This is a genomic window from Scleromatobacter humisilvae (genome assembly GCF_023231945.1).
GTDB classification, from domain to species: Bacteria; Pseudomonadota; Gammaproteobacteria; order Burkholderiales; family Burkholderiaceae_C; genus Scleromatobacter; species Scleromatobacter humisilvae.
Window position 1 is genome coordinate 1 of sequence record NZ_JAJLJH010000012.1, and the last position, 21,730, is coordinate 21,730.

The window sequence follows — 21,730 nt, forward strand, 5'->3', positions numbered from 1 at the left end:
TCGCCAGCTGGCAGCACCACTACAACTGCCATCGTCCTCATAGCGGCATCGGCGGCGTGCCGCCCATCTCCAGGCTCAGCACTTTGAGGGACCACCTGTTGACGGTTCACAGCTAGTTCGCGCGGCCGGCGGGCCGGGGATGCCGTTCGCAGAACGGATCGTCGCAGCGTTCGCAGACCCACCGCGGCGACGGCGGCCCTTCGCGGCTCGCCTGGAGCCGGCTGAGCAGGCCCGTCGACCGTTCGCGCCGGCCGTGCTCGCGCAGCAGGGGCCGCAGCGCGTCGATCGCGCCGGACGTGCGCGCGTCGCCCGAGCCGCTGACCACGGACCACGTCACGCCCCAGTCGCGCAGGCGCGCCCGCACGCGCGCGTCGACGGGCGCGCGCACGTGCGGGCCGTCGCGTTGCAGGCCGTCGGCCACCCAGGGCAGGTCCAGCGACGTGAGCAGCGTGAGATCCATGGCCTGCTGGCAATCGCGAGCGGCCGGCTCCAGCGAGCGGTCGTCGAACAGCAGATCGCTGTAGACGGCCACCATCAGCGGCGTCGTGTCGCACAGCAGCACGTCCAGGCCCGGTTGCGCCCCCGCGGCCTCGATGCGGCGCGCGTGTTCGAGCGCGATGCCCATCTGCTCGTCGGCGCGCGGGGTGCGGTGCTGTTCCTCGCACCAGGTCCGGAGGTATTCGTCGACGACGGCGCAGCGCAGGCCGAACTCGCGCGCGAGCGCGTCGGCCAGCGCGTTGGCGAGCACGCTCTTGCCGGTGCTCTCGGCGCCGACGATGGCGACGCGCAGCGGCGCGCCGGTGCCGTCAATGGCGGGCATCGACATGCCCCCGCAGTGCACGCCAGGATCGCAAGCCGGCCACGGACAGCACGGTGAACAGCGCGTAGAGGATCACCGTCAGCCACAGCTGCTTGTAGCCGAACAGGGCGACGCTGAACGCGTTGACCGCGATCCACGTCCACCAGTTCTCGATGAACTTGCGCCCGAGCAGCCAGGTGCCCAGCACGCTGCCGGCGGTGGGCAACGCGTCGAGCCAGGGCACGGTGGAATCGGTGTAGCGCATCAGCAGCCAGGCCAGCAGCGGCCAGGCGAGCAGCATCAGCGCCAGCGCGACCAACGCGGTGCGTCGCGCGAGCGTGTGCACGACCAGCGCGCCGCCCTCCGCGCCGCGTCCGCGCAGCCACTGCCACCAGCCCCACAGCGACATCGCGACGAAGAACAGCTGCAGCGAGGCCTCGCCATAGAGCTTGCTGTCGGCGAACAGCAGCGCGTACATCAGCGACGACAGCATCGCCAGCGGCCACGCCAGTGGATGCACGCGCATCTCGCAGCCCACCATCCACAGCGAGACGACGAACGCGACGATCTCGATCCAGGTGACGGGCACGCCCCAGGCCGTGAAGGCCGGGACGAGCAGCGGGTGGGCGAGGGCGAGGAAGGGGGCGAGGAACGATTGCAGCATCGGAGGGCTCACGCGCACCGGCGCGCGCGTGGCGTCACTTGCCGGGCGTGAGCACGACCAGCAGCTCGTCCGGCTTCGTCATGCCCAGCTCGGAGCGCGCCTTCTCCTCGACCATCTCCAGGCCTTCCTTCAGGTCGGAGACCTCGGCCTGCAGCTGGTCGTTGCGCTGCTTGGCGCCGTCGTTGGCGGCGCGCAGCGTGGCGAGCTCGCGGCTCTGTTCGTGCACGTGCGCGACGCCCGCCTTGCCGAACCAGAGCTCCGCCTGCACCCATCCGATGAGCACGAGCAACGCGATCGTGACGAGACGCATGGCGGAAGTTCAGCGAGGCAGTGGCGGCTGGACCGAGTCTACCGTCGGCCGCTCAGCGCAGGTTGTAGAACGCGGCGCGGCCCGGGTACGTGGCGATGTCGCCGAGGTCTTCCTCGATGCGCAGCAGCTGGTTGTACTTGGCGATGCGGTCGGAGCGGCTCATCGAGCCGGTCTTGATCTGGCCGGCGTTGGAGCCGACGGCGATGTCGGCGATCGTCGAGTCTTCCGTCTCGCCCGAGCGGTGGCTGATGACGGCGGTGTAGCCGGCGCGCTTGGCCATCTCGATGGCCTCGAAGGTCTCGGTCAGCGTGCCGATCTGGTTGATCTTGATCAGGATCGAATTGGCGATGCCCTTGTCGATGCCTTCCTTGAGGATGCGGGTGTTGGTGACGAACAGGTCGTCGCCCACCAGCTGCACCTTCTTGCCCAGCACCTCGGTCAGGTGCTTCCAGCCGGCCCAGTCGCCTTCGTGCATGCCGTCCTCGATCGTGATGATCGGGTACTTGTCGACCCAGCTCGCGAGCATCGACGTCCATTCCTCGGCCGTCAGCTGCAGGCCTTCGCAGTCGAGGTGGTACTTGCCGTCCTTGTAGAACTCGCTGGCGGCGCAGTCGAGGCCGATGGCGATCTGCTCGCCGGCGGTGTAGCCAGCCTTCTCGATGGCTTCCAGCAGCAGCTGGATCGCGGCCTCGTGGCTCGCGACGCTGGGCGCGAAGCCGCCTTCGTCGCCGACGGCCGTGGAGATGCCGCGCTCGCCGAGGATCTTCTTCAGCGCGTGGAACACCTCGGCACCATAGCGCACCGCCTCGCGGAACGAGGGCGCGCCGATCGGCAGGATCATGAATTCCTGGATGTCGAGGTTGTTGTTGGCGTGCTCGCCACCGTTGATCACGTTGATCATCGGCACGGGCATCTGCATCTTGCCCATGCCGCCGAAGTAGCGGTACAGCGGCAGGCCGCTTTCTTCCGCGGCGGCGCGCGCGACGGCCATCGAGACGGCCAGCGTCGCGTTGGCGCCCAGGCGCCCCTTGTTGTCGGTGCCGTCGAGGTCGATCAGCGTCTGGTCGAGGAAGGCCTGCTCGGAGGCGTCCAGGCCGAGCACGGCCTCGGAGATCTCGGTGTTGATGTGCTCGACGGCCTTCAGCACGCCCTTGCCGCCGTAGCGGCTCTTGTCGCCGTCGCGCAGCTCGATGGCTTCGCGCGAGCCGGTGGACGCGCCCGACGGCACGGCCGCGCGGCCCATCACGCCGCTTTCCAGCAGCACGTCGCATTCGACGGTGGGGTTGCCGCGGCTGTCGAGGATCTCGCGGCCGACGATGTCAACGATGGCACTCATGGTGGTTGCTCCAGGTTTTTCGAAATATCGGGCCGGGCAGGAGGGCCGCCGGGCGCGTGGCCGGCATCGAGGCCGGCGCGTGTGAGGTACGGGCTGCACTCTGCCACAGCTTGCCGCCGTGGCGGTTACAGCGTGGCGTCAATCGGCAGCTCAGGCAGCGGCCGCCTTCTGCGTCGCGTCCGCGGCGGCGTGGTGGGCCAGCGCGGCCTTGATGAAGCTGATGAACAGCGGATGGCCGTCCCACGGCGTCGACTTGAACTCCGGGTGGAACTGCACGCCGACGAACCACGGGTGCACGTCCTGCGGCAGCTCGACGATCTCCGTCAGCTTCTCGCGCTGCGTCAGGGCGGAGATCACCAGGCCGGCTTCCTGCAGGCGCGCCAGGTAGTGCTCGTTGGCCTCGTAGCGGTGGCGATGGCGCTCGGTGACGACCTTGCCGTAGATCTGCGAAGCCAGCGTGCCGGGCTCGACGTCCGAGCTCTGCGCGCCCAGGCGCATCGTGCCGCCCATGTCGGAGTTCTCGTCGCGCTTCTGGATCGAGCCGTCGGCGTCCTCCCACTCGTCGATCAGCGCGATCACCGGATGCGGCGTGTGCGGGTCGAACTCGGTGGAGTTGGCATTGGCGAGGCCGGCCTTGTGGCGCGCGTACTCGATCGTCGCGACCTGCATGCCCAGGCAGATACCGAGATACGGGATCGAGTGCTCGCGGGCGTATTGCGCCGCGATGATCTTGCCCTCGACGCCGCGCTTGCCGAAGCCGCCGGGCACCAGGATGGCGTCGAACTTCTCGAGCTGCGCCGCGTTCTCGGGCGTCAGCGTCTCCGAGTCGACGTACTCGATGTTGACGCGCGCGTGGTTGTGGATGCCGGCGTGGCGCAGCGCCTCGTTGAGCGACTTGTACGAGTCGGACAGGTCGGTGTACTTGCCGGCCATCGCGATCGTGATCTCGCGCTGCGGATGGTTGACCTCGTGCACCAGCAGGTCCCAGCGCTTCAAGTCGGCCGGACGCGTCAGCAGCTGCAGCTTCATGCAGATCTGCTCGTCGAGGCCCTGCTCGTGCAGCATGCGCGGCACGCTGTAGATGGTCTTGGCGTCCCACACCGAGATCACGCCGTGCATCGGCACGTTGGTGAACAGCGAGATCTTCTCGCGCTCGTCGATCGGGATTTCGCGGTCGGCGCGGCACAGCAGCACGTCGGGCTGGATGCCGATCTCGCGCATCTTCTGAACCGTGTGCTGCGTCGGCTTGGTCTTGAGCTCGCCGGCGGCGGCGATGAACGGCACGTAGGTCAGGTGCACGAAGGCGGAGTTCTGCGGCCCGAGCTTGAGCGCCATCTGGCGCACGGCCTCGAGGAAGGGCAGGGACTCGATGTCGCCCACCGTGCCGCCGACCTCGCAGATCGCGACGTCGACCTGGTCCATCGTCGCGCCGCGGCGGACGAATTCCTGGATCTCGTTGGTGACGTGCGGGATCACCTGCACCGTCTTGCCGAGGTAGTCGCCGCGGCGTTCCTTCTCCAGCACCGACTTGTAGATCTGGCCGGAGGTGAAGTTGTTGCCGCGCTTCATGCGCGTCGTGATGAAGCGCTCGTAGTGGCCGAGGTCGAGGTCGGTCTCCGCGCCGTCGTCGGTGACGAACACCTCGCCGTGCTGCATCGGGGACATCGTGCCCGGATCGACGTTGAGGTACGGATCCAGCTTGATGAGGGTGACCTTGAGGCCGCGCGATTCGAGGATCGCCGCCAGGGAAGCTGCCGCGATGCCCTTGCCAAGCGAGGACACCACGCCGCCGGTGACGAAGACGAACTTGGTCATGTCATTGGGCATCTGCTACGAGGGCCACGGGCCCAGCAGGAATGCCATGGTGGTAAAGCGCGATTATACGGGGTCATGTGAGCCCCCAGTCTGCGGAGTACCGCAGCCAGCCCCCCGAGGGGGCGCGCGGCCTGAGCGAAGGAGCGGCCGAGCGCGGCGGCCGCGCGCTTGCGCCCTTCGCTTGGCCGACACGCGCGACTGCTCTTGCTGTCGAGCAATCGCCTGTCCGATCAACCCTGTTGTTCGTATCCGTGTCATGTCCGGGAAAGAAATGGGGAACACGCTGGGCGTCCGATTTCAAACCAGGGGAACGCAGCATGGGCACCATCACCACCAAGGACGGCACCGAGATCTTCTACAAGGACTGGGGCAGCGGACAGCCCATCGTGTTCTCGCACGGCTGGCCGCTGTCGGGCGACGACTGGGACGGGCAGATGCTCTACTTCTCGCAGCGCGGCTACCGCGTCATCGCGCACGATCGCCGCGGCCACGGCCGTTCGAGCTTCACGTCCGGCGGCAACGACATGGATCACTACGCCGCCGATCTCGCCGCACTGGCGGAAGCGCTCGACCTGCGCGGCGCGATCCACGTCGGCCACTCCACCGGCGGCGGCGAGGTCGCGGCTTACCTCGGCCGCCACGGGACCGCGCGCGCGGCCGGCGCCGTGCTGATCGGCGCGGTGCCGCCGGTCATGCTCAAGAGCGAGGCCAATCCCGGCGGCCTGCCGATGGAGGTGTTCGACGGCATCCGCGCCGGCGTCGCCGGCAACCGCGCGGACTTCTACCGCGACATCACGCTGCCGTTCTACGGCTACAACCGGCCCGGCGCCAAGGTCTCGGAAGGCATCCGCCACAACTGGTGGCGCCAGGGCATGGCGGGCTCGATCAAGGCGCACTACGAGTGCGTCAAGGCCTTCTCGGAGACCGACTTCACCGAGGACCTGAAGAAGATAGCCATCCCCGTTCTCGTGATGCACGGCGACGACGACCAGATCGTGCCGATCGCCGATTCGGCGCTGCTGTCGGCCAAGCTGCTGCCCAAGGCCACGCTGAAGGTCTATCCCGGCCTGCCGCATGGCATGTGCACGACGCATCCCGAGTTGATCAACCCGGACCTGCTGGCGTTCTTCAAGACCGTGGGCTGACACGCCTGGGCGGCCTCGCGCGCGGCTAGTTCGTGAACTTGGTGAAGTCGAAGGTGTTGGGCACGTCGATGTTGGTGAACGACAGCGAGATGCAGCGGTCCAGCGACGACACCTGGTGCCACCACGCCAGCGGCAGGAAGACGGTCTCGCCGGGCTCGACCACCACGTCGAGCACCTTCACGCGCGCGGCGTCGGGGAAGCGCTGCAGGTCCAGCGACTCGAAGTCGACCGGGCTGTAGACGTCGAAGTCGTTGTACAGGCTGGGGCCGGACAGCGGCGACACGAAGCGCCAGCGCTTGCGCCCGACGACCTGCGTGTGCAGCAGCATCACCGTGTCGTGGTGCAGCGGCGTGCGCGTGCCGGCCGGGCCGATCCACAGGTAGGCCGAGTTCTTCAGCGCGGCCGCGTTGCAGAAGTCGGGCAGCGGGCCGACCTCGTCGAGCAGCCCGTTGAACTCGGGGCGGCGCAGCAACTCGTTGTTTGCGGTGAGGTACTCGTCGTTGGTCGAGTCCGTCGTCAGGATGCGGTCGACGAAGGCGGCGAAGTTGGTCTCGCGGCGGTGCTTGTCCTTGTTGACCTCGAAGTCGGCGTCCGACTCGCGGCTGGCCTGCACCTGCACCGTGAGCGCGCCGTAGCGACGCTTGAATTCCTGGAAGCTCCAGTGCCGCATCGCGGGCCAGTCGCGCGCCAGGTCGGTCAGCACCACCGGCCGGCAGCCGCGCACGTAGCGCTCGAGGAACTCGTCGCGCGACACGCGGCTGCGCTTCTCGACGTGGCCGTAGTCGGGCGCGCTCTGGCGCAGCGACTGCACGTGGTGCATGGCGCGTGCGAAGCGCTCGTGGCGGTCGCGCAGGCGTTCGGCCGCGCGGTAGACCGGGTTGCGCGGGAGGTTGCCGATGTAGCCGTTCGCCTGCACCGGATCGATGCCGGCCTCCGTCACGGCGGCGAGCATGGACTCTGGCGTGGCGCGCGCCAGGGCCTGGTCGACGATCCACTGGCACCAGTGGTCGTCCAGCGGCTTGAACGCGGGCTCGGGCACATCGAGCGGCGGCGGACAGGTGGACAGCGTTTCGGCGCGCCAGGTGCGCTCGAACGCCGGCGCGGACGCGACGCCTTCGTCGATCGCCAGCGCGGTCGCAGCGCCGCTGTGCTGCACGCCCGCGCGTGCGGGCTTCTGGCCGTGGTTCTTCCTCTTGTTCGCGCCCATGCCTGCTCCGTCGGAAACGTGGCACCGGATCATTGCCGGCTCGTCGCTTGCGATCTTAAGCCGGACGCCGACGTGTGCTCAGGCCGCCGGCTTGCTCGCGCCGTCGTCGGGTCGCGCGTGACGCGGCCGCGGCGCCACCGGCTTCATCGAGCTCAGCAGCTCCAGCACGAGCAGCGCGGTGTCCTCGGGCCGCTCCATCGGATAGAGGTGCGTGCCGTCGATCCAGCGCCAGCGGTCGCCGGCCAGCTTGCGCGAGCTCGCGAAGCCGCCCTGGCGCATCTCGGCGGAGCGCGTGCCCGCGATGAAGCCGACGCTGCAGCGCGGCGGATGCTTGCGCAGCAGCGCGGGCACGTGGTGCGGCAGCGTGTTGTAGATGCGGGTCTCGATCTCGCGGCGCACGGCCAGCACGACCTTGTCGCCAGCCTCCTCGAAGCCCGCCTTCACGTAGGCCTGCAGCATGCGCGGATCCCAGCGCGCGAACGCCGACTTCGAGGCGAAATGCGCATGCACCGCCTCGCGCGACGGCCACTCGTGGCGCCGCTTGCGCGAGATCGCGCCCGGGCCGACGCGCTCCATCAGCCCGGCGCGCTTGGCCATGTGCACGCTGTGCGCGCGCCAGCCGGTGACGATGGGTGAGTCGAGCATCACGAGCCCGCCGACGAGGTCGGGCCGCTTGCAGGCCGCCATCAGGCTGACGAGCCCGCCCAGCGAATGGCCCACCAGCATCGCGCCGGCGAGGTCGTTGGCGACGATGAAGTCGGTCAGCTGGTCGCGCAGCCGCGGCCAGTTGCTGGTGACGGGATAGCGCGCGTCGTGGCTGAAGCGCGCCGGCGCCTCGACGCGCCAGCCCTGCGCGCGCCAGATCTCGAACAGGGGCTCGTAGGTGCCGGCGGGAAACCCGTTCGCGTGCGCGAAGACGATCGTCCTGGTCACACCACTTTCTCGTTCTCGTTGTGGATCTTCTTGAGTGCCTCGTAGCGCGGCGCGTCGACGATCAGCGGCGTGCTCGTCTGCGTGTTCGAGCCCCACTGCGGGTCGTCCATCGCCTCGAACACCTCGCGCAGGCGCTTGCCCCAGGAATCGCGCACCATGCGGAAGTACGGATTCTGCTCGTCGATGCAGGCGATCTGGTCGCATTCGAGGCGGCCGTTCTCGTACACCACGAGATCGAGCGGCAGGCCCACCGACAGGTTGGACTTCAGCGTCGAGTCCATCGACACCAGCGCGCACTTGGCGGCCTCCTCGAGCGGCGTCGTGGGCGTCAGCACGCGGTCGAGGATGGGCTTGCCGTACTTCGATTCGCCGATCTGGAAGAAGCAGGTCTCGCGCGTCGCCTCGATGAAGTTGCCGGCCGAGTAGACGAGGAACAGCCGCATCGCCTCGCCGCCGATCTGGCCGCCGAAGATGAAGCTGGCGACGAAGTCCATGCCGTTGTTCTTCAGCGCCTGGCCATCGGCCTCGTAGACGCGCCGCACCGCCGCGCCGAGCACGCGCGCGGCGTCGAACATGCTGGTCGCGTTCCAGATCGTGATCGGCTCGTCGTCGCCGTTGGGCAAGGCCTCGACCTGCAGGATCTCGCGCACCGATTGCGAGATCGACAGGTTGCCGGCCGACAGCAGCGTCATGAAGCGGTCGCCCGGCTTCTCGTAGACGATCATCTTGCGGAAGATGCTGATCTGGTCGAGCCCGGCATTGGTGCGCGAGTCGGACAGGAAGACGAGCCCGGCGTTGAGCCTGATTCCGACGCAATAAGTCATTGGATGTCTCTTGTGGTGCGGTGCGACGGTGATTGTCGCGCCTGCGGGCGATTCCCGCCTGAGCGGGTTGGCCTGATGATGGCCCGCATCAGTCCTTCGGCAACAACGCCTTGAGACGATACAACGCTTCGAGCGCTTCGCGCGGGGCCAGCTGGTCGGGATCGAGTGCCATCAGCGCGGCCTCGGCGCGCGAGGGCCCGGCCGCGGCCGCTGCCGCGTCGGCGGCCGCGGGCGCGGCGAACAGGTCGACCTGCGCCGCGCCGCTGGCCTGCTGCGTCTCGAGCGCCTCCAGCGTCGCGCGCGCCTGGCGCACGAGGCTGCCGGGCATGCCCGCGAGCTTGGCCACCTGCACGCCGTAGCTGCGGCTGGCCGGGCCGGCCTCGATCGCGTGCAGGAAGACGATCTGGTCGCCGCTCTCGGCCGCGGACACGTGCATGTTGAGCGCGCCCGCATGCCTGGTCGGAAAGTCGGTCAGCTCGAAGTAGTGCGTCGCGAACAGCGTGAACGAGCGGTTCTTCTCGTGCAGGTGGGAGGCGATGGCGCCGGCCAGCGCGAGGCCGTCGAAGGTCGACGTGCCGCGGCCGATCTCGTCCATCAGCACCAGCGAGCGGTCGGTCGCGCTGTGGATGATGGCGGCGGCCTCGGTCATCTCGACCATGAACGTCGACTGCGCATTGGCGAGGTCGTCGGCCGCGCCGATGCGGGTGTGGATCGCGTCGATCGGCCCGAGCCGGCAGCGCGCCGCCGGCACGTACGAGCCGATCGCGGCCATCAGCGCGATCAGCGCGACCTGGCGCATGAACGTGCTCTTGCCGCCCATGTTGGGGCCGGTGACGATCAGCATGCGCGTGCGCGCGTCGAGCCGGCAGTCGTTGGCGATGAAGTTGCCACCGCCGGTCTCGGCCAGGCGCGCCTCGACCACCGGATGGCGGCCGCGCTCGATGTCCAGGCAGGGGTGGTTGACGAACTCGGGGCGGCACCAGCCGAGCGTCTGCGCGCGTTCGGTCAGCGCGCACAGCGCGTCCAGCGAGGCGAGGGCGCGCGCCAGTTCGCCGAGCACGCCGAGGGTGGACTGCAGCTCGTCGAGCAGCGTCTCCCACAGCAGCTTCTCGCGCGACAGCGAACGCTCCTGCGCCGACAGCGCCTTGTCCTCGAACGCGCGCAGCTCGGGCGTGATGTAGCGCTCGGCGTTTTTCAGCGTCTGGCGGCGCTGGTAGTCGGCCGGCACCTTGTCCAGGCCCGAGCTCGTCACCTCGATGTAGAAGCCGTGCACCTTGTTGTACTGCACGCGCAGGTTCGTGATGCCGGTGCGCTCGCGTTCGCGCGTCTCGAGCGCGACGAGGAAGTCGTCGCAGTTGGTGGCGATGGCGCGCAGCTCGTCCAGCTCGGCATCGAAGCCCGACGCGATCACGCCGCCGTCGCGCAGCAGCACCGCGGGCTCGGCGGCGACGGCCGCGGCCAGGTGCTGCGCGATGCGCGGGTCGGGATGCAGCGCGTCGTGCAGGCGCAGCAGCAGCGCGCTGCGCGGGCCGTCGTCGGGCAGCAGTTCGTCCGGCTCGGGCGCGCCGCAATGGTTCGGCGGCAGGCATTGCACGAGCTGCGGCAGCAGCGCCAGCGTGTCGCGCAGGCCCGCGAGCTCGCGCGGGCGCACCTGGCGCAGCGCGATGCGCGCGACGATGCGCTGCACGTCGCTCACGCCGCGCAGCGCCTGGCGCAGCGGCTCGGGGCCGTGCGCGGCGAGCACGGCGATGGCGTCGTGGCGCTCGCTCGCCTGCTCGCGCTCGCGCAGCGGATGCGTCAGCCACAGCCGCAGCTGGCGGCTGCCCATGCCGGTGCGGCAGGTGTCCAGCAGCGACAGCAGCGTCGGGGCCGCCTCGCCGCGCAGCGTCTGCGTCAGCTCGAGATTGCGCAGCGTCGCCGGCGGCAGTTCCAGCAGCTCGCTGGCCTTCTCGACGCCCAGGGACTTCACGTGCCCGAGCGCGTGCTTGGCGCCGCCGGACGTGTGCTCCGCATAACTGACGAGTGCAGCGGCGGCGGCGTGCGCGCGCGGCAGCTCTTGCGCGTTGAATCCGGCCAGCGTGGACACGCCCAGCAGCTCGCACAGCTTGCGCAGCCCCAGCTCGGTGTCGAACTGCCAGGCCGGGCGGTTGACGACCGACGTCGTGCCTTGCCGCACGGCCATCGGCGCGGCGTCCGGCGACACCAGGATCTCGGCCGGCGACAGCCGCGCCAGCCATGACGGCAACTCGGCCTCGGTGCACTCGCCCAGCCCCAGCCGGCCCTCGGCCAGCGCCAGCCACGCGAGCCCCACGCGCGCGCGTGACGCGTGGACGGCCAGCAGCACGGTGTCCTGGCGCTCGGCCAGCAGCTCCGAATCGGTGACGGTTCCCGGCGTGACGACGCGCGTCACCCGCCGCTCGACCGGTCCCTTGCCCGCGCCGACCTCGCCGACCTGCTCGGCGATCGCCACGGCCTCGCCCAGCTTGACCAGCCGCGCGAGATACGACTCCAGTGCATGCACGGGCACGCCGGCCATGACCACCGGCTGGCCGTTGGACGCGCCGCGCGTGGTCAGCGTGATGTCCAGCAACTGGTTGGCCTTGCGGGCGTCGTCGAAGAACACCTCGTAGAAGTCGCCCATCCGGTAGAACAGCAGGATGTCCGGGTGATCCGCCTTCAGTCCGAGGTACTGCTGCATCATCGGCGTGTGGCCGCTGAGATCGATGGTGTCTTTCTTGGCGTCCACGGGCAGGTCGGTAGGCATCGGGCAGGAGATCACGCAGGGCGCGCCGCGCGACGGCCGCGTGGCAGGAGGCGGATTATCGCGTGGCCGCGGCAGACGACCGCCCACGGCCCGTGCAATGCCCGCGGGCGACTCACTCGCCCAGCAGATGCGCCGCCACCTCGCGGCGATGCGCGCGCAGCCGGTGCTCCCACAGGTAGATGCCCTGCCAGGTGCCCAGCGCCAGCCGGCCGCCGGCGAGCGGGATCGTCAGCGACACGGCCGTCAGCGCCGTGCGGATGTGCGCCGGCATGTCGTCCGGCCCTTCGTCCCGGTGGCGGAACAGCGTGTCGCCGTCGGGCACCAGGCGCGCGAAGAAGCGGTCGAGGTCGCCGCGCACGTCGGGGTCGGCGTTCTCCTGGATCAGCAGGCCTGCGGAGGTGTGGCGCAGGAACAGCGTCAGCAGGCCCGTCTCGAAGCCGCTCTGCGTGACCCAGGCCGCGACGGGCCGCGTGAAATCGACGAGCCCGCGGCCGCGGGTCTCGACGTCGAAGGTGGTGCTGGCCTGGCGAAGCATCCGCGGATGCGGGCGAATGCCGTGCCCGTCAGGCGCGGTCTCGCGGCGTGCGGGGGCCGCTGACCTTGATGGCCTTGCGCGGCTTCTTCTCGGCCGGCGCCGCGGGCGCGGCCTCGGTGGCGGAGGCGACGAACGCGTCCGTCGCATCGGGCGCGGCCTGGCCGTCCGCGGCGGGCTTCGTGTCGTCTTCCTTGATCACGCGCGTGTACGGCGTGAGGATGTTGACGAGCTGGCCGTAGACCTTCGGGTTGCCGGCGACGACCTCGCGCTGGTACAGGAAGTCGGCCTCGCCGCTGAAGTTGCCGATCAGGCCGCCGGCCTCGGTGATGATCAGCGAGGCGGCGGCGATGTCCCACGGGCTCAGGCCGGTCTCGAAGAAGCCGTCGTAGTAGCCCGCGGCCACGTAGCAGAGATCGAGCGACGCGGCGCCCGGACGGCGCAGGCCGGCGCACTGCTGCGAGATTTCCTCGAACATCTTCATGTAGCGCTTGAAGTTGTCGCCCTTGCGGAAAGGGAAGCCGGTGCCGATCAGCGAATCGGCCAGGCGCAGGCGCTTGGAGACGCGCAGCCGCCGGTCGTTGAGGTAGGCACCGCGGCCGCGCGAGGCGTAGAACAGGTCGTTGCGGTTCGGGTCGTAGACCACCGCCTGCTGCACGACGCCGCGCCAGGCGAGCGCGATCGACACCGCGTAGACCGGGAAGCCGTGGATGAAGTTGGTGGTGCCGTCCAGCGGATCGATGATCCACAGGAACTCGCTGTCCTTGGCGCCCAGTTCGCGGCCCGACTCCTCGGCGAGGATGCCGTGGCCCGGGTAGGCCGCGAGCAGGGTGTCGACGATGACCGCTTCCGCATGCTTGTCGACCTCGGTGACGAAATCGTTCACGCCCTTGGTTTCCACCTGCACCTTCTCGATGTCCAGCGAGGCCCGGTTGATGACCGCTCCGGCAGCACGCGCAGCCTTGATGGCAATGTTGAGCATCGGGTGGAGGGACTGGGACATGGGGCTTTCCAATGGTTGCAATGCGGCACGCCACACGGCGCGCCGGCAAGGGCTGGGGAAACTGGGCGACAGCGACGAAAGAGCGGCGCTTGTCGGCGGGCGGCGGCCTTTGACACTGGTCTTGGGCGGCGCACGCGCGACAATGCGGGGAATCCCTATTCTACCCGGCCCGGCCGCGCGAAGTCACGTGCGACCCCGCGCGGGCCGCACGGAGCGCTGCAGTTCTTGACCGATTCGACGCGATTCATCCTCGTGGACACCAGCCATCCCGGCAACGTCGGCGCCGCCGCGCGGGCGATGAAGGTGATGGGCTTCCGCGACCTGGTGCTGGTGACGCCGCGCTTTGCCGACGTGCTGACGCATCCCGAGGCGATCGCGTTCGCGTCGGGCGCCACCGACATCCTGGAGCGCGCCCGCATCGTCGCCACGCTGGACGAGGCGCTGGACGGCACCACCTTCGCCTGCGCCACGGCGATGACGCCGCGCGACTTCGGCCCGCCCACGCGCGCGCCGCGCGAGGCCTTCGCCGAACTGGCGCACGGCGACCACCGCGTGGCCTTCGTGTTCGGCGGCGAGCGCTTCGGCCTGTCCAACGACCACGTCTACGCCTGCCACCTGTGCATCAGCATCCCGACGCAGCCCGAGTACGGCTCGCTCAACCTCGCGCAGGCGGTGCAGCTGCTGTCCTACGACTGGCGCCAGGCGCTCGGCGGATTTCCGGTGGTCGAGCGCACGCAGGCGCCGCGCGAGGCCGACGCCACCGCCGTGCGCGGCCTGCTGGCGCACTGGCGAGAGATGCTGGTGGAGATCGAGTTCCTCGATCCGGCCGTGCCGCGCAAGCTGATGGCGCGCCTGCACCAGCTCGTCAACCGGGCGCGCGTGACGACGGAGGAAGTGCACATCCTGCGCGGCATCGCGCGCCAGGTGCGCAAGCAGCGCGGCGACCGACGCTGATCAGGCCTTCCCGGCCCGCGAGGCGGCCACGGGCAGCCCGAAGTTGCCGCGCAGCCGGGCCACGCCCTTGCGCAGCGTCGCGACGACCACCGGCACCGCGCGCATCGGCGGCGACTCGATCCAGCGCTGGCTCGCCCAGGCCAGCGTGAGCACCACCGGGGTGATCGCGGCGATGATGCCGATGTACTCGAGCGTGGTCAGCTGCGCCGCCCGCTCGGCGCCGATCACCAGCATGAACAGCGTGTAGAGCACGATGCCGTGCAGCAGGTACAGGCTGTAGGCCCAGTTGCCGAGCGCCTGCGGGGCGCGCCAGCTCAGGATGCCGAACAGGTCGTTGTCGGCCGCCACCACCGCCATCGCGAAGGCCAGCAGCAGCATCGGCACGATGGCGTGGGCGGTCGGGAACAGGAAGATCACGGCCGTCATCGCCGCCATGGCGACGGCGGCGCTGGCGCGGGTGCGAAGCACCTGCACGACGCGCGGGATGCGCACGAGCATCGCCACGGCCATGCCGCCGACGAAGGGCAGGCACAGAATCGGATCGGGCGCCCACGCGGCCAACCAGATGGCGGCGGCCAGGCCCAGCGCCAGCGTCGTCGCCGGCATCCTGACGCGCAGCGGCAGCGCCAGCAGCGGCAGCAGCATGTAGAACGTGATCTCGTAGGGCAGCGTCCAGGTGACGGCGGCGGTGACGAGCGGGGTATTGAAATAGGCATCGATGGCCGGCATGCCCAGCATCGAGAAGCCCATCCAGACCGCGACCGAGCTGAAGATGTCCGTCCACGAACGGAAGGCCAGGCCCGTGCCGGCCTGGTCGACGTGGTGCAGCGTGGCCCAGGTCACCGCGGCGATCATCAGGCACATCGCGAACCAGTAGGCCGGGCCGAGCCGCAGCAGGCGCGAGACGTACAGCTTGAGCCAGTCGAGGTTGCGCCCGCGCGAGTCGATCAGGCGGCCGTAGAACAGCGTGGTCGTCAGCATGAAGAACAGCACGACGCGGCTCTCGCCGAACTGGCGGAATCCTTCGGAGTCGCGCCAGCCCAGGCCGTGCGCGTAGTGGCTCCAGATGAAGGAGTGATGCATGAACACGCCGAACGCCAGCAGGCCGCGGAAACCCGTCATCGCGTTCTGGCGCGATGACGATGGCGATGGCGATGGCGACGGCGCCGCGGCCTTCGGCGGCATGAAGCGGGCGATCAGCGCCGCGACGATGGCGGCGGAAATCGTTCCGCCGACCAGGATCTCACTTGTGGACAACACGGTTCCTCCCTGGCTGGGGGCGCCTTCTGTGAGACTTCCTCCCAGCATCCAATTTCGTGTCCGATTTGGCTTCTTTTTCTTCTTTTGATGACTGGCCTCGATTAGACATGAGGCCGCCGTGTTATTGGTGGCAAATTTTGGGGAGGTTGTTCGGTGCGCGCCATTGACGAGGCGCGGACGGCGTGGCAAGACACGTCGGCGAGCAGGCGTTTCGGCGCGCCGGCGGCGGCCCGGCGAGGCTGCCGCTAAACTCGCCCGTTCCCCTGCAACGAGCACCCGTCCATGTTCTCCCGCTTGCGCGAAGACATCACCTGCATCCTCGAGCGCGACCCTGCCGCGCGCTCGCGCCTGGAGGTGCTGCTTTGTTACCCGGGGCTGCATGCGCTGGTCTGGCACCGGCGCGCGAAGTGGTTCTGGTCGCACGGCATGCACGTGGCGGGCCGCTTCATGTCGCAGGTCGGACGCTTCTTCACGGGCATCGAGATCCATCCCGGCGCCACCATCGGCCGCCGCGTCTTCATCGATCACGGGATGGGCGTGGTGATCGGCGAGATGGCCGAGATCCACGACGACTGCACGATCTACCAGGGCGTCACGCTGGGCGGCACGTCGCTGGTCAAGGGCGCGAAGCGCCATCCGACGCTGGAGGCCGGCGTGATCGTCGGCGCCAACGCCAGCGTGCTGGGCGGCTTCACCGTCGGGGCCGGCGCGCGCGTGGGCTCGGGCGCGGTCGTCACGCGTCCCGTGCCGCCGGGCGCTACGGCGGTCGGCAACCCGGCGCGCATCATCGCGGCGGCGACGGACGCCGCGCGCGAGGCCACGGCCGCGCGCCTGGGCTTCTCGGCCTACGGCGTGACGCAGGGCGACGACCCGGTGGCGCTGGCGATGAAGGGCCTGATCGACAACGCCGCCGCGCACGAACACCAGATCGCGCTGCTGTGGTGCGCGCTCGAACGCGTGCTGGCGGAAGGCGTCGTCAAGGCGAAGGACTGCGTGCCGTCCGACGCGCAGACCGCGGAGAACTTCGACGCCGAGAGCCTCAGCCGGCTGGTGAAGTGATGCGCTGCGAGATCGATCACCTGGTCGTCGCCGCGCCGACGCTGGCCAGCGGTGCCGAGTGGATCGAACGCGCGCTGGGCGTCGCGCCGGGGCCCGGCGGCGCGCACCCGCGCATGGGCACGCACAACCTGCTGCTGCGCCTGGGCGAGTCCGCGTTCCTCGAGGTGCTGGCCATCGATCCGGACGCGGCGCGCCCGGCGCGTCCGCGCTGGTTCGGGCTCGACGACCTGGGCCCGGACGACGCCCCGCGCCTGGCCGCCTGGGTCGCGCGCACCGACGACATCCACGCCTGTCCCCCCGACCTGCTGGCCTTGCTCGGGCCGATCGAGAGCATGACGCGCGGCCCGCGCGAATGGCTGATCACGATCCCGCCCGATGGCGGCCTGGCGATGGGCGGCGCGCTGCCGGCGCTGATCGAGTGGCAGTCGCCGCGCGCGCCCGCGGGCGCGGGCCTGCCTGACGTCGGCTGCGCGCTCGCCGGCCTGGGCCTGCGCCATCCGCAGTGCGGCCGCCTGAACGAGCTGCTCGGGCTGGCCGGGCTCGTCGACACGGTGGCGATCGGCGCCGGCACGCCGGGCCTGTGGGCGGACATCGCCACGCCCGGCGGCCTGCGCCGGCTCGGGCCCTGAGGCCTACTTCGCCAGCGCGTCCGGCAGCAGGGCGCGCCAGGCCTTGTGCCAGTTGCTCTCGACGTCGATCCGGACCGTGCCGCTCCAAGCCGTGTGGAAGCCGTCCGGCTCGACGAAGCGGTAGTGCGCGTAGTAAGTGCCGGCGGATGGCCGGGTCAGCTTGCCGCCGGGGGCGCCGAAATCGCCGCGCGCGACGATCTGCCTGAACTCGGGATCGCTCGCCAGTTCCACTTCGGCGCGGTCGTCCGGGTTGCCGCCCCAGCTCAGCTCGATGCCGGAGCCATCGGGGCTGACGCGGCCCATGGGCGCGCGCGGCGTGGGCCGCAGGATCAGCGCCTGCGCCTCGCCCCAGGCGCCGCGGCGGCCCGTGGCGTCGACGCTCACGACGCGCCACCAGTAGACACCGTCGGCCGCGCCGAAGTCGGAGTCGACCGGGTGGAACACGATCGTCTCGCCGTGCACGTGCTCGTCTCGCAGCGCGATCTGCGTGAACTGCGCGTCGCGCGCCACTTCGACGACGTAGCTGGCGGCGTCGGGGTTGTGGGTCCAGTGCAGCGTGACGTCGCCGACCGGGCGCTTCGCGTTGGCCGGCGGGTCGACCAGGAAGGGCGACTCGGGCCGCGCGTTGAGCGTGAACTCGCGCACCGCGTCCACGCCTTCGAGGCCCTCGGGGCTGATGGCGCGGGCGCGCAGGTGCCACGTGCCGTCGGCCAGGCGCGGCAGGCGCACGTCGTCGCCCGCGTTGACGTGCAGGTCGAGCTGGATGTGGTCGAAGGCGGCGTCGTCGGCGATCTGCACGCGCAGCGGCAGCGTGCCGGGGATGTGCAGGCGGATCGGCAGGTGGTCGAACGAGGCGGGCACGCCGGCCAGGTCGGGCGCGGGCGGCAGCGGCAGCACGACCGGCTTCCTTCCCGGCTCCAGCGGCGCGCCGAACCCGGCCGGCACGTCGGCGGATTGCGCGGCGGCCGGGCCGACCTGCGCATGCACCTTGCCTTCGAGCACTTCGGTGGCCGAGGCGTAGACCGCGCTCGCGGCGGCCGTCGCCGGCGTGACGTCGTTGCGCACGCGATAGACCGTGCCGCGCACGCCGATCACGGCCGTCGGCGTGCTGACCTCGAGCGGTCGCGCGCGCAGCACCTTGCTCGCGAAGACCTCGACGGTGCCGCTCAGCAGGCGCAGCGACGCGGCGACGAGGCCGTCGTCGATCGCGGCCGCCGTCGCCTTGACCTGGAAGCGCCGCTGTTCGTCGAGCCGGCCCTCGGTGTCGGGCGCGAGCTTCACGTGCGATCCGTCGGCGAGCTGGACGACGGCGCTGCTGGCGTCGCCGGTCCGGATGGAGTCGCCGACGTCGAGCGTGGCGCCGGCCGCGGCCGGCTTGCCGCCGATGCGCACGTCGCCGAAGGCGCTCAGCAGCTGCGCCGGCACGACCTTGCTGTGCAGGTAGCGCGACGGCACCTGCAGCACCTGGCCGGGATTGATGCGGTTCGAGTCGGGCAGGTGGTTGATCCGCGCGACTTCCTTCCACGCGCCCGGCGCCGCGAAGAGCGTGCGGTTCAGTCCGATCAGCGTGTCGTGCGACGTGACCGTGTACGGCACCAGCAGGTCGTCGGACCCGGCCGGCGCCGCGAAGGCGGCGGGCAGGCCCAGGGCCAGCGAGAGGGCGAGCCGGGCGGGGCGCGGGATCGATCGACGGGACGTCAGCAGCATGGGCACCGGAAGCGAGGCGTGGAGCGGCGGGTCAAGCGGCGCCGGGGGCGGCACGTTGAGCGGATTTCGGGCGGAACGCCTTGCACAGGGCGGGATCGGTCTCGATGTACGGGCCGCCGATCAGGTCGATGCAGTAGGGCACCGCGGCGAAGATGCCGGGCACCGGAGGCGTCATGTCGGGCAGGCCCTGCAACGTCTCGGCGATGGCTTTCGGTTGACCGGGCAGGTTCAGGATCAGCGCGCGGCCGCGGATCACGCCGACCTGGCGAGACAGGATCGCCGTCGGCACGAAGCGCAGGCTGATCTGGCGCATCTGCTCGCCGAAGCCGGGCATCTCGCGGTCGGCGATGGCCAGCGTGGCCTCGGGCGTGACGTCGCGCGGCGCCGGGCCGGTGCCGCCGGTGGTCAGCACGAGATCGCAGCGCGCGTCGTCGACCAGCGCTCGCAGCGTGGCGCTGATGGTGGGGGCGTCGTCGGCGATCAGGCGCTCCTCGAACGCGATCGGGTTGCGGACGGCGCGCGAGAGCCAGTCGCGCAGCGACGGCAGCCCCTTGTCCTCGTAGACGCCCGCCGACGCGCGATCGCTGATCGAGACGAGCCCGATGCGCACGGCGTCCAGCATCGGGGCCACCGGCTCAGTCATCGTGCGGCAGCTCGGACTCGGACGCGGACGCCTCGTCGTCGTCCGACCCGGAGGCCGCGTGCATCTGCTCCTTGACCAGCTTGAACAGGTCGCGGTACGCGCGGCCGCGGCGTTCGCCCGGCTCGAGCTTTTCCTTGCGCGCAGCGCGCACGAGGCTGCGCAGCTGCTGCACGTCGGTCTCGGGATATTCCGTGACCCAGCTGGCGAGCGCGTCGTCGCCGGCCAACAGCTGGTCGCGCCAGTATTCGGCCTGGTGCAGCGCGAGCGTGTCGGTGGCGCTGCCGACGCGGAACGAGGCCACCGCTTCGCGCAGCGGCTCGGGGTTCTCGTGCTTCATCAGCTTGCCGATGTACTGGATCTGGCGCCGCTTGCCCTCGAAGGAGCGGGTGCGGCGCAGTTCGTCGATGGCATCGCGCAGGCGCTCGTCGAGCTTGAGCTTGTCCAGGCGATCGACCGGCAGCGAGGCGACGGCCTCGCCGAGCTCCTGCAAGTCCTGCATCTGCTTCTTGAGCTCGTTGCGGCTCGGGGCGAGGCCGTCGATGGCCGCCTGGCGCTTGCTGAGCGGCAGGTCGTCCATCTCGGGATCGATCTCCGGCGCCTGCCGGTTGGAGGCGTGCTTGGGCTCACGGGGCATGGTACGGGGGACTCTCTCGGGATCGCTATGATTGCCCGGATTGTCCTGCAATTGACGCGCTTGGCCAGTATCGGGATGCGCGCCGCCACAACACAAAACAAGGAAATCCGATGGCCGTCACGAATAACCAGGGTTTTGCCTTCAAGCCGGAGCAGTTCCAGCAGATCATCGAGGACGTCCTGAAGATCGCGAAGGGGGCCGGCGCCAGCGACGCCGCGGCCGAGGTCTCGGAAGGCAGCGGGTTGTCGGTGTCGGTGCGCAAGGGCGAGGTCGAGAACGTCGAGCGCAACCGCGACAAGTCTGTGGGCGTGGCGATCTACATCGGCAAGCGGCGCGGCAACGCGAGCACGTCCGACTTCTCGACCAGGGCGCTGGAGCAGACCGTTCGCGCAGCCTACGACATCGCGCGCTTCACCGCCGAGGATCCGGCCGCCGGCCTGCCCGACGCCGAGGATCTCGCCACGCCGGCCGAGGCCGCGATGAACCTCGACCTGTTCCACCCGTGGGACGTCGACGTCGCGCGCGCCACCGAGCTGTCCAAGCGCTGCGAGGACGCCGCCTTCGCGACCGACAAGCGCATCACCAACTCGGAAGGCGCCGGCGTGTCGGCGCAGCAGTCGCATTTCTGGACCGGCAACACGCGCGGCTTTCGCGGCGGCTACGCGAGCTCGCGCCATTCGCTGTCGGTCGCGCCGATCGCCGGCAAGGGCGGCGGCATGCAGCGCGACCACTGGTACACGTCGATGCGCGACGCCAACGACATGTCCGCGCCCGAGGCCGTCGGCCGCTATGCCGCGGAGCGCGCGCTGTCGCGCCTGAAGTCGCGCAAGGTCGCCACCTGCGAGGTGCCGATCCTGTTCGAATCCAGCCTGGCAGCGGGCCTGCTGGGCGCGTTCGTGCAGGGCGTCAGCGGCGGCGCGCTGTATCGCAAGGCCAGCTTCCTGCAGGACAGCCTGGGCACCGCGGTGTTCCCGAAGGACATCGACATCTTCGAGTTCCCGCACGAGGCCAAGGGCAAGGGCAGCGCGCCGTTCGACGACGAGGGCGTGCGCACGAAGGCGCGCGACGTCGTCAGCGCCGGCGAGGTGCAGGGCTACTTCCTCTCGAGCTATTCGGCGCGCAAGCTGGGCATGAAGACGACCGGCCATGCCGGCGGCTCGCAGAACCTGCGCATGACGCATCGCCGCACGCAGCCGGGCGACGACCTGCCCGCGATGCTGCGCAAGCTCGATCGCGGCCTGTTCGTCATCGAGCTGATGGGGCAGGGCGTCAACTACGTCACCGGCGACTACTCGCGCGGCGCCGCGGGCTTCTGGGTCGAGAACGGCCGTATCGTGCATCCGGTCGAGGAAGTCACGATCGCGGGCCACCTGCGCACGATGCTGATGGGCATTCAGGCGATCGGCGCCGACACCTACAACTACGGCGCGAAGACCGTGGGCTCGGTGCTGCTGTCGCCGATGAAGGTCGCGGGCTCCTGAAACCCATCGATCGCGTGCGGGCCCCGTTCGC

General features: G+C 70.1%; 21 protein-coding genes and 1 pseudogene. 7 read left to right on the plus strand and 15 right to left on the minus strand.

The window, feature by feature from the left end:
- The coding region (locus LPC04_RS25505; RefSeq protein WP_275685266.1) for an integrase core domain-containing protein at positions 1–116 on the plus strand (116 nt) is incomplete at its 5' end.
- Here LPC04_RS25505 and LPC04_RS25510 read toward each other — a convergent pair.
- The 5 genes from LPC04_RS25510 to LPC04_RS25530 form a co-directional block, all read right to left on the minus strand.
- Positions 113–820 (minus strand): ATP-binding protein, encoded by a 708-nt coding sequence (locus LPC04_RS25510; protein WP_275685142.1) that lies wholly within the window; start codon positions 818–820, stop codon positions 113–115. The two genes, LPC04_RS25505 and LPC04_RS25510, sit on opposite strands and share 4 nt — an antisense overlap.
- Positions 807–1,463: a nicotinamide riboside transporter PnuC gene (gene pnuC / locus LPC04_RS25515; RefSeq protein WP_275685143.1), complete on the minus strand. Its 657-nt coding sequence runs from the start codon at positions 1,461–1,463 to the stop codon at positions 807–809. The genes LPC04_RS25510 and pnuC overlap by 14 nt, the downstream gene beginning before the upstream one ends.
- A gap of 34 nt (positions 1,464–1,497) precedes the next feature.
- The gene (gene ftsB / locus LPC04_RS25520) at positions 1,498–1,773 is read right to left on the minus strand and encodes a cell division protein FtsB (protein ID WP_275685144.1); all 276 of its coding nucleotides are present in this window, start codon (positions 1,771–1,773) and stop codon (positions 1,498–1,500) included.
- Between the two features lie 52 nt (positions 1,774–1,825).
- The gene (gene eno, locus LPC04_RS25525; RefSeq protein ID WP_275685145.1) at positions 1,826–3,109 is read right to left on the minus strand and encodes a phosphopyruvate hydratase; all 1,284 of its coding nucleotides are present in this window, start codon (positions 3,107–3,109) and stop codon (positions 1,826–1,828) included.
- Positions 3,110–3,259: 150 nt separating this feature from the next.
- Positions 3,260–4,924: a CTP synthase gene (locus LPC04_RS25530; protein ID WP_275685146.1), complete on the minus strand. Its 1,665-nt coding sequence runs from the start codon at positions 4,922–4,924 to the stop codon at positions 3,260–3,262.
- Between the two features lie 317 nt (positions 4,925–5,241).
- Here LPC04_RS25530 and LPC04_RS25535 point away from each other — a divergent pair, with 317 nt between their 5' ends.
- Positions 5,242–6,069 (plus strand): alpha/beta fold hydrolase, encoded by an 828-nt coding sequence (locus LPC04_RS25535; RefSeq protein ID WP_275685147.1) that lies wholly within the window; start codon positions 5,242–5,244, stop codon positions 6,067–6,069.
- Between the two features lie 25 nt (positions 6,070–6,094).
- Here the strand turns inward: LPC04_RS25535 and LPC04_RS25540 are convergent, their stop codons facing one another.
- The 6 genes from LPC04_RS25540 to LPC04_RS25565 form a co-directional block, all read right to left on the minus strand.
- Complete coding sequence (locus LPC04_RS25540; RefSeq protein ID WP_275685148.1) at positions 6,095–7,276, minus strand: cupin-like domain-containing protein; 1,182 nt, start codon at positions 7,274–7,276, stop codon at positions 6,095–6,097.
- A 78-nt stretch (positions 7,277–7,354) separates the two neighbouring features.
- Entirely contained in the window at positions 7,355–8,209 is an 855-nt protein-coding gene (locus LPC04_RS25545; RefSeq protein ID WP_275685149.1) for an alpha/beta fold hydrolase, read from the minus strand.
- On the minus strand, positions 8,206–9,033 hold the full coding sequence (locus tag LPC04_RS25550; protein ID WP_275685150.1) for a proteasome-type protease: 828 nt from the start codon (positions 9,031–9,033) through the stop codon (positions 8,206–8,208). The genes LPC04_RS25545 and LPC04_RS25550 overlap by 4 nt, the downstream gene beginning before the upstream one ends.
- Positions 9,034–9,121: 88 nt before the next feature.
- Positions 9,122–11,734: a DNA mismatch repair protein MutS gene (gene mutS / locus LPC04_RS25555; protein ID WP_275685267.1), complete on the minus strand. Its 2,613-nt coding sequence runs from the start codon at positions 11,732–11,734 to the stop codon at positions 9,122–9,124.
- Between the two features lie 175 nt (positions 11,735–11,909).
- A complete protein-coding gene (locus tag LPC04_RS25560; protein ID WP_275685151.1) occupies positions 11,910–12,332 on the minus strand; it encodes a secondary thiamine-phosphate synthase enzyme YjbQ in 423 nt (140 codons plus the stop codon).
- A 28-nt stretch (positions 12,333–12,360) separates the two neighbouring features.
- A complete protein-coding gene (locus LPC04_RS25565) occupies positions 12,361–13,332 on the minus strand; it encodes an inositol monophosphatase family protein (protein WP_275685152.1) in 972 nt (323 codons plus the stop codon).
- Positions 13,333–13,557: 225 nt separating this feature from the next.
- Between LPC04_RS25565 and LPC04_RS25570 the strand changes: the two genes are divergently transcribed.
- Positions 13,558–14,286, plus strand: coding sequence for an RNA methyltransferase (locus LPC04_RS25570; protein ID WP_275685153.1), 729 nt, complete (start codon positions 13,558–13,560; stop codon positions 14,284–14,286).
- Here LPC04_RS25570 and LPC04_RS25575 read toward each other — a convergent pair whose 3' ends face one another.
- Positions 14,287–15,369, minus strand: coding sequence for an acyltransferase family protein (locus LPC04_RS25575; RefSeq protein ID WP_275685154.1), 1,083 nt, complete (start codon positions 15,367–15,369; stop codon positions 14,287–14,289).
- Here LPC04_RS25575 and LPC04_RS25580 point away from each other — a divergent pair.
- The 3 genes and pseudogenes from LPC04_RS25580 (at position 15,368) to LPC04_RS25590 (ending at position 17,234) form a co-directional block, all read left to right on the plus strand.
- Positions 15,368–15,634 (plus strand): hypothetical protein, encoded by a 267-nt coding sequence (locus LPC04_RS25580; protein ID WP_275685155.1) that lies wholly within the window; start codon positions 15,368–15,370, stop codon positions 15,632–15,634. The two genes, LPC04_RS25575 and LPC04_RS25580, sit on opposite strands and share 2 nt — an antisense overlap.
- Before the next feature lie 191 nt (positions 15,635–15,825).
- Positions 15,826–16,605: pseudogene (gene cysE, locus LPC04_RS25585) on the plus strand (serine O-acetyltransferase); the annotation flags it as partial.
- Complete coding sequence (locus LPC04_RS25590) at positions 16,605–17,234, plus strand: VOC family protein (RefSeq protein WP_275685156.1); 630 nt, start codon at positions 16,605–16,607, stop codon at positions 17,232–17,234. The pseudogene cysE and the gene LPC04_RS25590, both read left to right, overlap by 1 nt.
- Positions 17,235–17,237: 3 nt before the next feature.
- On the opposite strand, the gene LPC04_RS25595 is transcribed toward LPC04_RS25590, so the two are convergent.
- Genes LPC04_RS25595 through yjgA form a run of 3 tightly spaced genes read right to left on the minus strand, consistent with a single transcriptional unit; the run spans position 17,238 to position 20,218 of the window.
- On the minus strand, positions 17,238–18,941 hold the full coding sequence (locus LPC04_RS25595; protein WP_275685268.1) for a FecR family protein: 1,704 nt from the start codon (positions 18,939–18,941) through the stop codon (positions 17,238–17,240).
- A gap of 31 nt (positions 18,942–18,972) precedes the next feature.
- On the minus strand, positions 18,973–19,584 hold the full coding sequence (gene mog, locus LPC04_RS25600; RefSeq protein WP_275685157.1) for a molybdopterin adenylyltransferase: 612 nt from the start codon (positions 19,582–19,584) through the stop codon (positions 18,973–18,975).
- Complete coding sequence (gene yjgA / locus LPC04_RS25605; RefSeq protein WP_275685158.1) at positions 19,577–20,218, minus strand: ribosome biogenesis factor YjgA; 642 nt, start codon at positions 20,216–20,218, stop codon at positions 19,577–19,579. Before yjgA ends, mog begins: the two co-directional genes overlap by 8 nt.
- Before the next feature lie 110 nt (positions 20,219–20,328).
- Between yjgA and pmbA the strand changes: the two genes are divergently transcribed.
- Positions 20,329–21,699: a metalloprotease PmbA gene (gene pmbA, locus LPC04_RS25610; RefSeq protein ID WP_275685159.1), complete on the plus strand. Its 1,371-nt coding sequence runs from the start codon at positions 20,329–20,331 to the stop codon at positions 21,697–21,699.
- Positions 21,700–21,730 lie beyond the last annotated feature (31 nt).

Bases quoted from the DNA above. Each gene is read 5' to 3' on its own strand.
- LPC04_RS25510 (WP_275685142.1), bottom strand. From the start codon at position 820: ATGCCCGCCATTGACGGCACCGGCGCGCCGCTGCGCGTCGCCATCGTC.
- pnuC (WP_275685143.1), bottom strand. From the start codon at position 1,463: ATGCTGCAATCGTTCCTCGCCCCCTTCCTCGCCCTCGCCCACCCGCTG.
- ftsB (WP_275685144.1), bottom strand. From the start codon at position 1,773: ATGCGTCTCGTCACGATCGCGTTGCTCGTGCTCATCGGATGGGTGCAG.
- eno (WP_275685145.1), bottom strand. From the start codon at position 3,109: ATGAGTGCCATCGTTGACATCGTCGGCCGCGAGATCCTCGACAGCCGC.
- LPC04_RS25530 (WP_275685146.1), bottom strand. From the start codon at position 4,924: ATGACCAAGTTCGTCTTCGTCACCGGCGGCGTGGTGTCCTCGCTTGGC.
- LPC04_RS25535 (WP_275685147.1), top strand. From the start codon at position 5,242: ATGGGCACCATCACCACCAAGGACGGCACCGAGATCTTCTACAAGGAC.
- LPC04_RS25540 (WP_275685148.1), bottom strand. From the start codon at position 7,276: ATGGGCGCGAACAAGAGGAAGAACCACGGCCAGAAGCCCGCACGCGCG.
- LPC04_RS25550 (WP_275685150.1), bottom strand. From the start codon at position 9,033: ATGACTTATTGCGTCGGAATCAGGCTCAACGCCGGGCTCGTCTTCCTG.
- mutS (WP_275685267.1), bottom strand. From the start codon at position 11,734: ATGATGCAGCAGTACCTCGGACTGAAGGCGGATCACCCGGACATCCTG.
- LPC04_RS25560 (WP_275685151.1), bottom strand. From the start codon at position 12,332: ATGCTTCGCCAGGCCAGCACCACCTTCGACGTCGAGACCCGCGGCCGC.
- LPC04_RS25565 (WP_275685152.1), bottom strand. From the start codon at position 13,332: ATGTCCCAGTCCCTCCACCCGATGCTCAACATTGCCATCAAGGCTGCG.
- LPC04_RS25580 (WP_275685155.1), top strand. From the start codon at position 15,368: ATGAACACGCCGAACGCCAGCAGGCCGCGGAAACCCGTCATCGCGTTC.
- LPC04_RS25575 (WP_275685154.1), bottom strand. From the start codon at position 15,369: ATGCATCACTCCTTCATCTGGAGCCACTACGCGCACGGCCTGGGCTGG.
- LPC04_RS25590 (WP_275685156.1), top strand. From the start codon at position 16,605: ATGCGCTGCGAGATCGATCACCTGGTCGTCGCCGCGCCGACGCTGGCC.
- LPC04_RS25595 (WP_275685268.1), bottom strand. From the start codon at position 18,941: ATGCTGCTGACGTCCCGTCGATCGATCCCGCGCCCCGCCCGGCTCGCC.
- mog (WP_275685157.1), bottom strand. From the start codon at position 19,584: ATGACTGAGCCGGTGGCCCCGATGCTGGACGCCGTGCGCATCGGGCTC.
- yjgA (WP_275685158.1), bottom strand. From the start codon at position 20,218: ATGCCCCGTGAGCCCAAGCACGCCTCCAACCGGCAGGCGCCGGAGATC.
- pmbA (WP_275685159.1), top strand. From the start codon at position 20,329: ATGGCCGTCACGAATAACCAGGGTTTTGCCTTCAAGCCGGAGCAGTTC.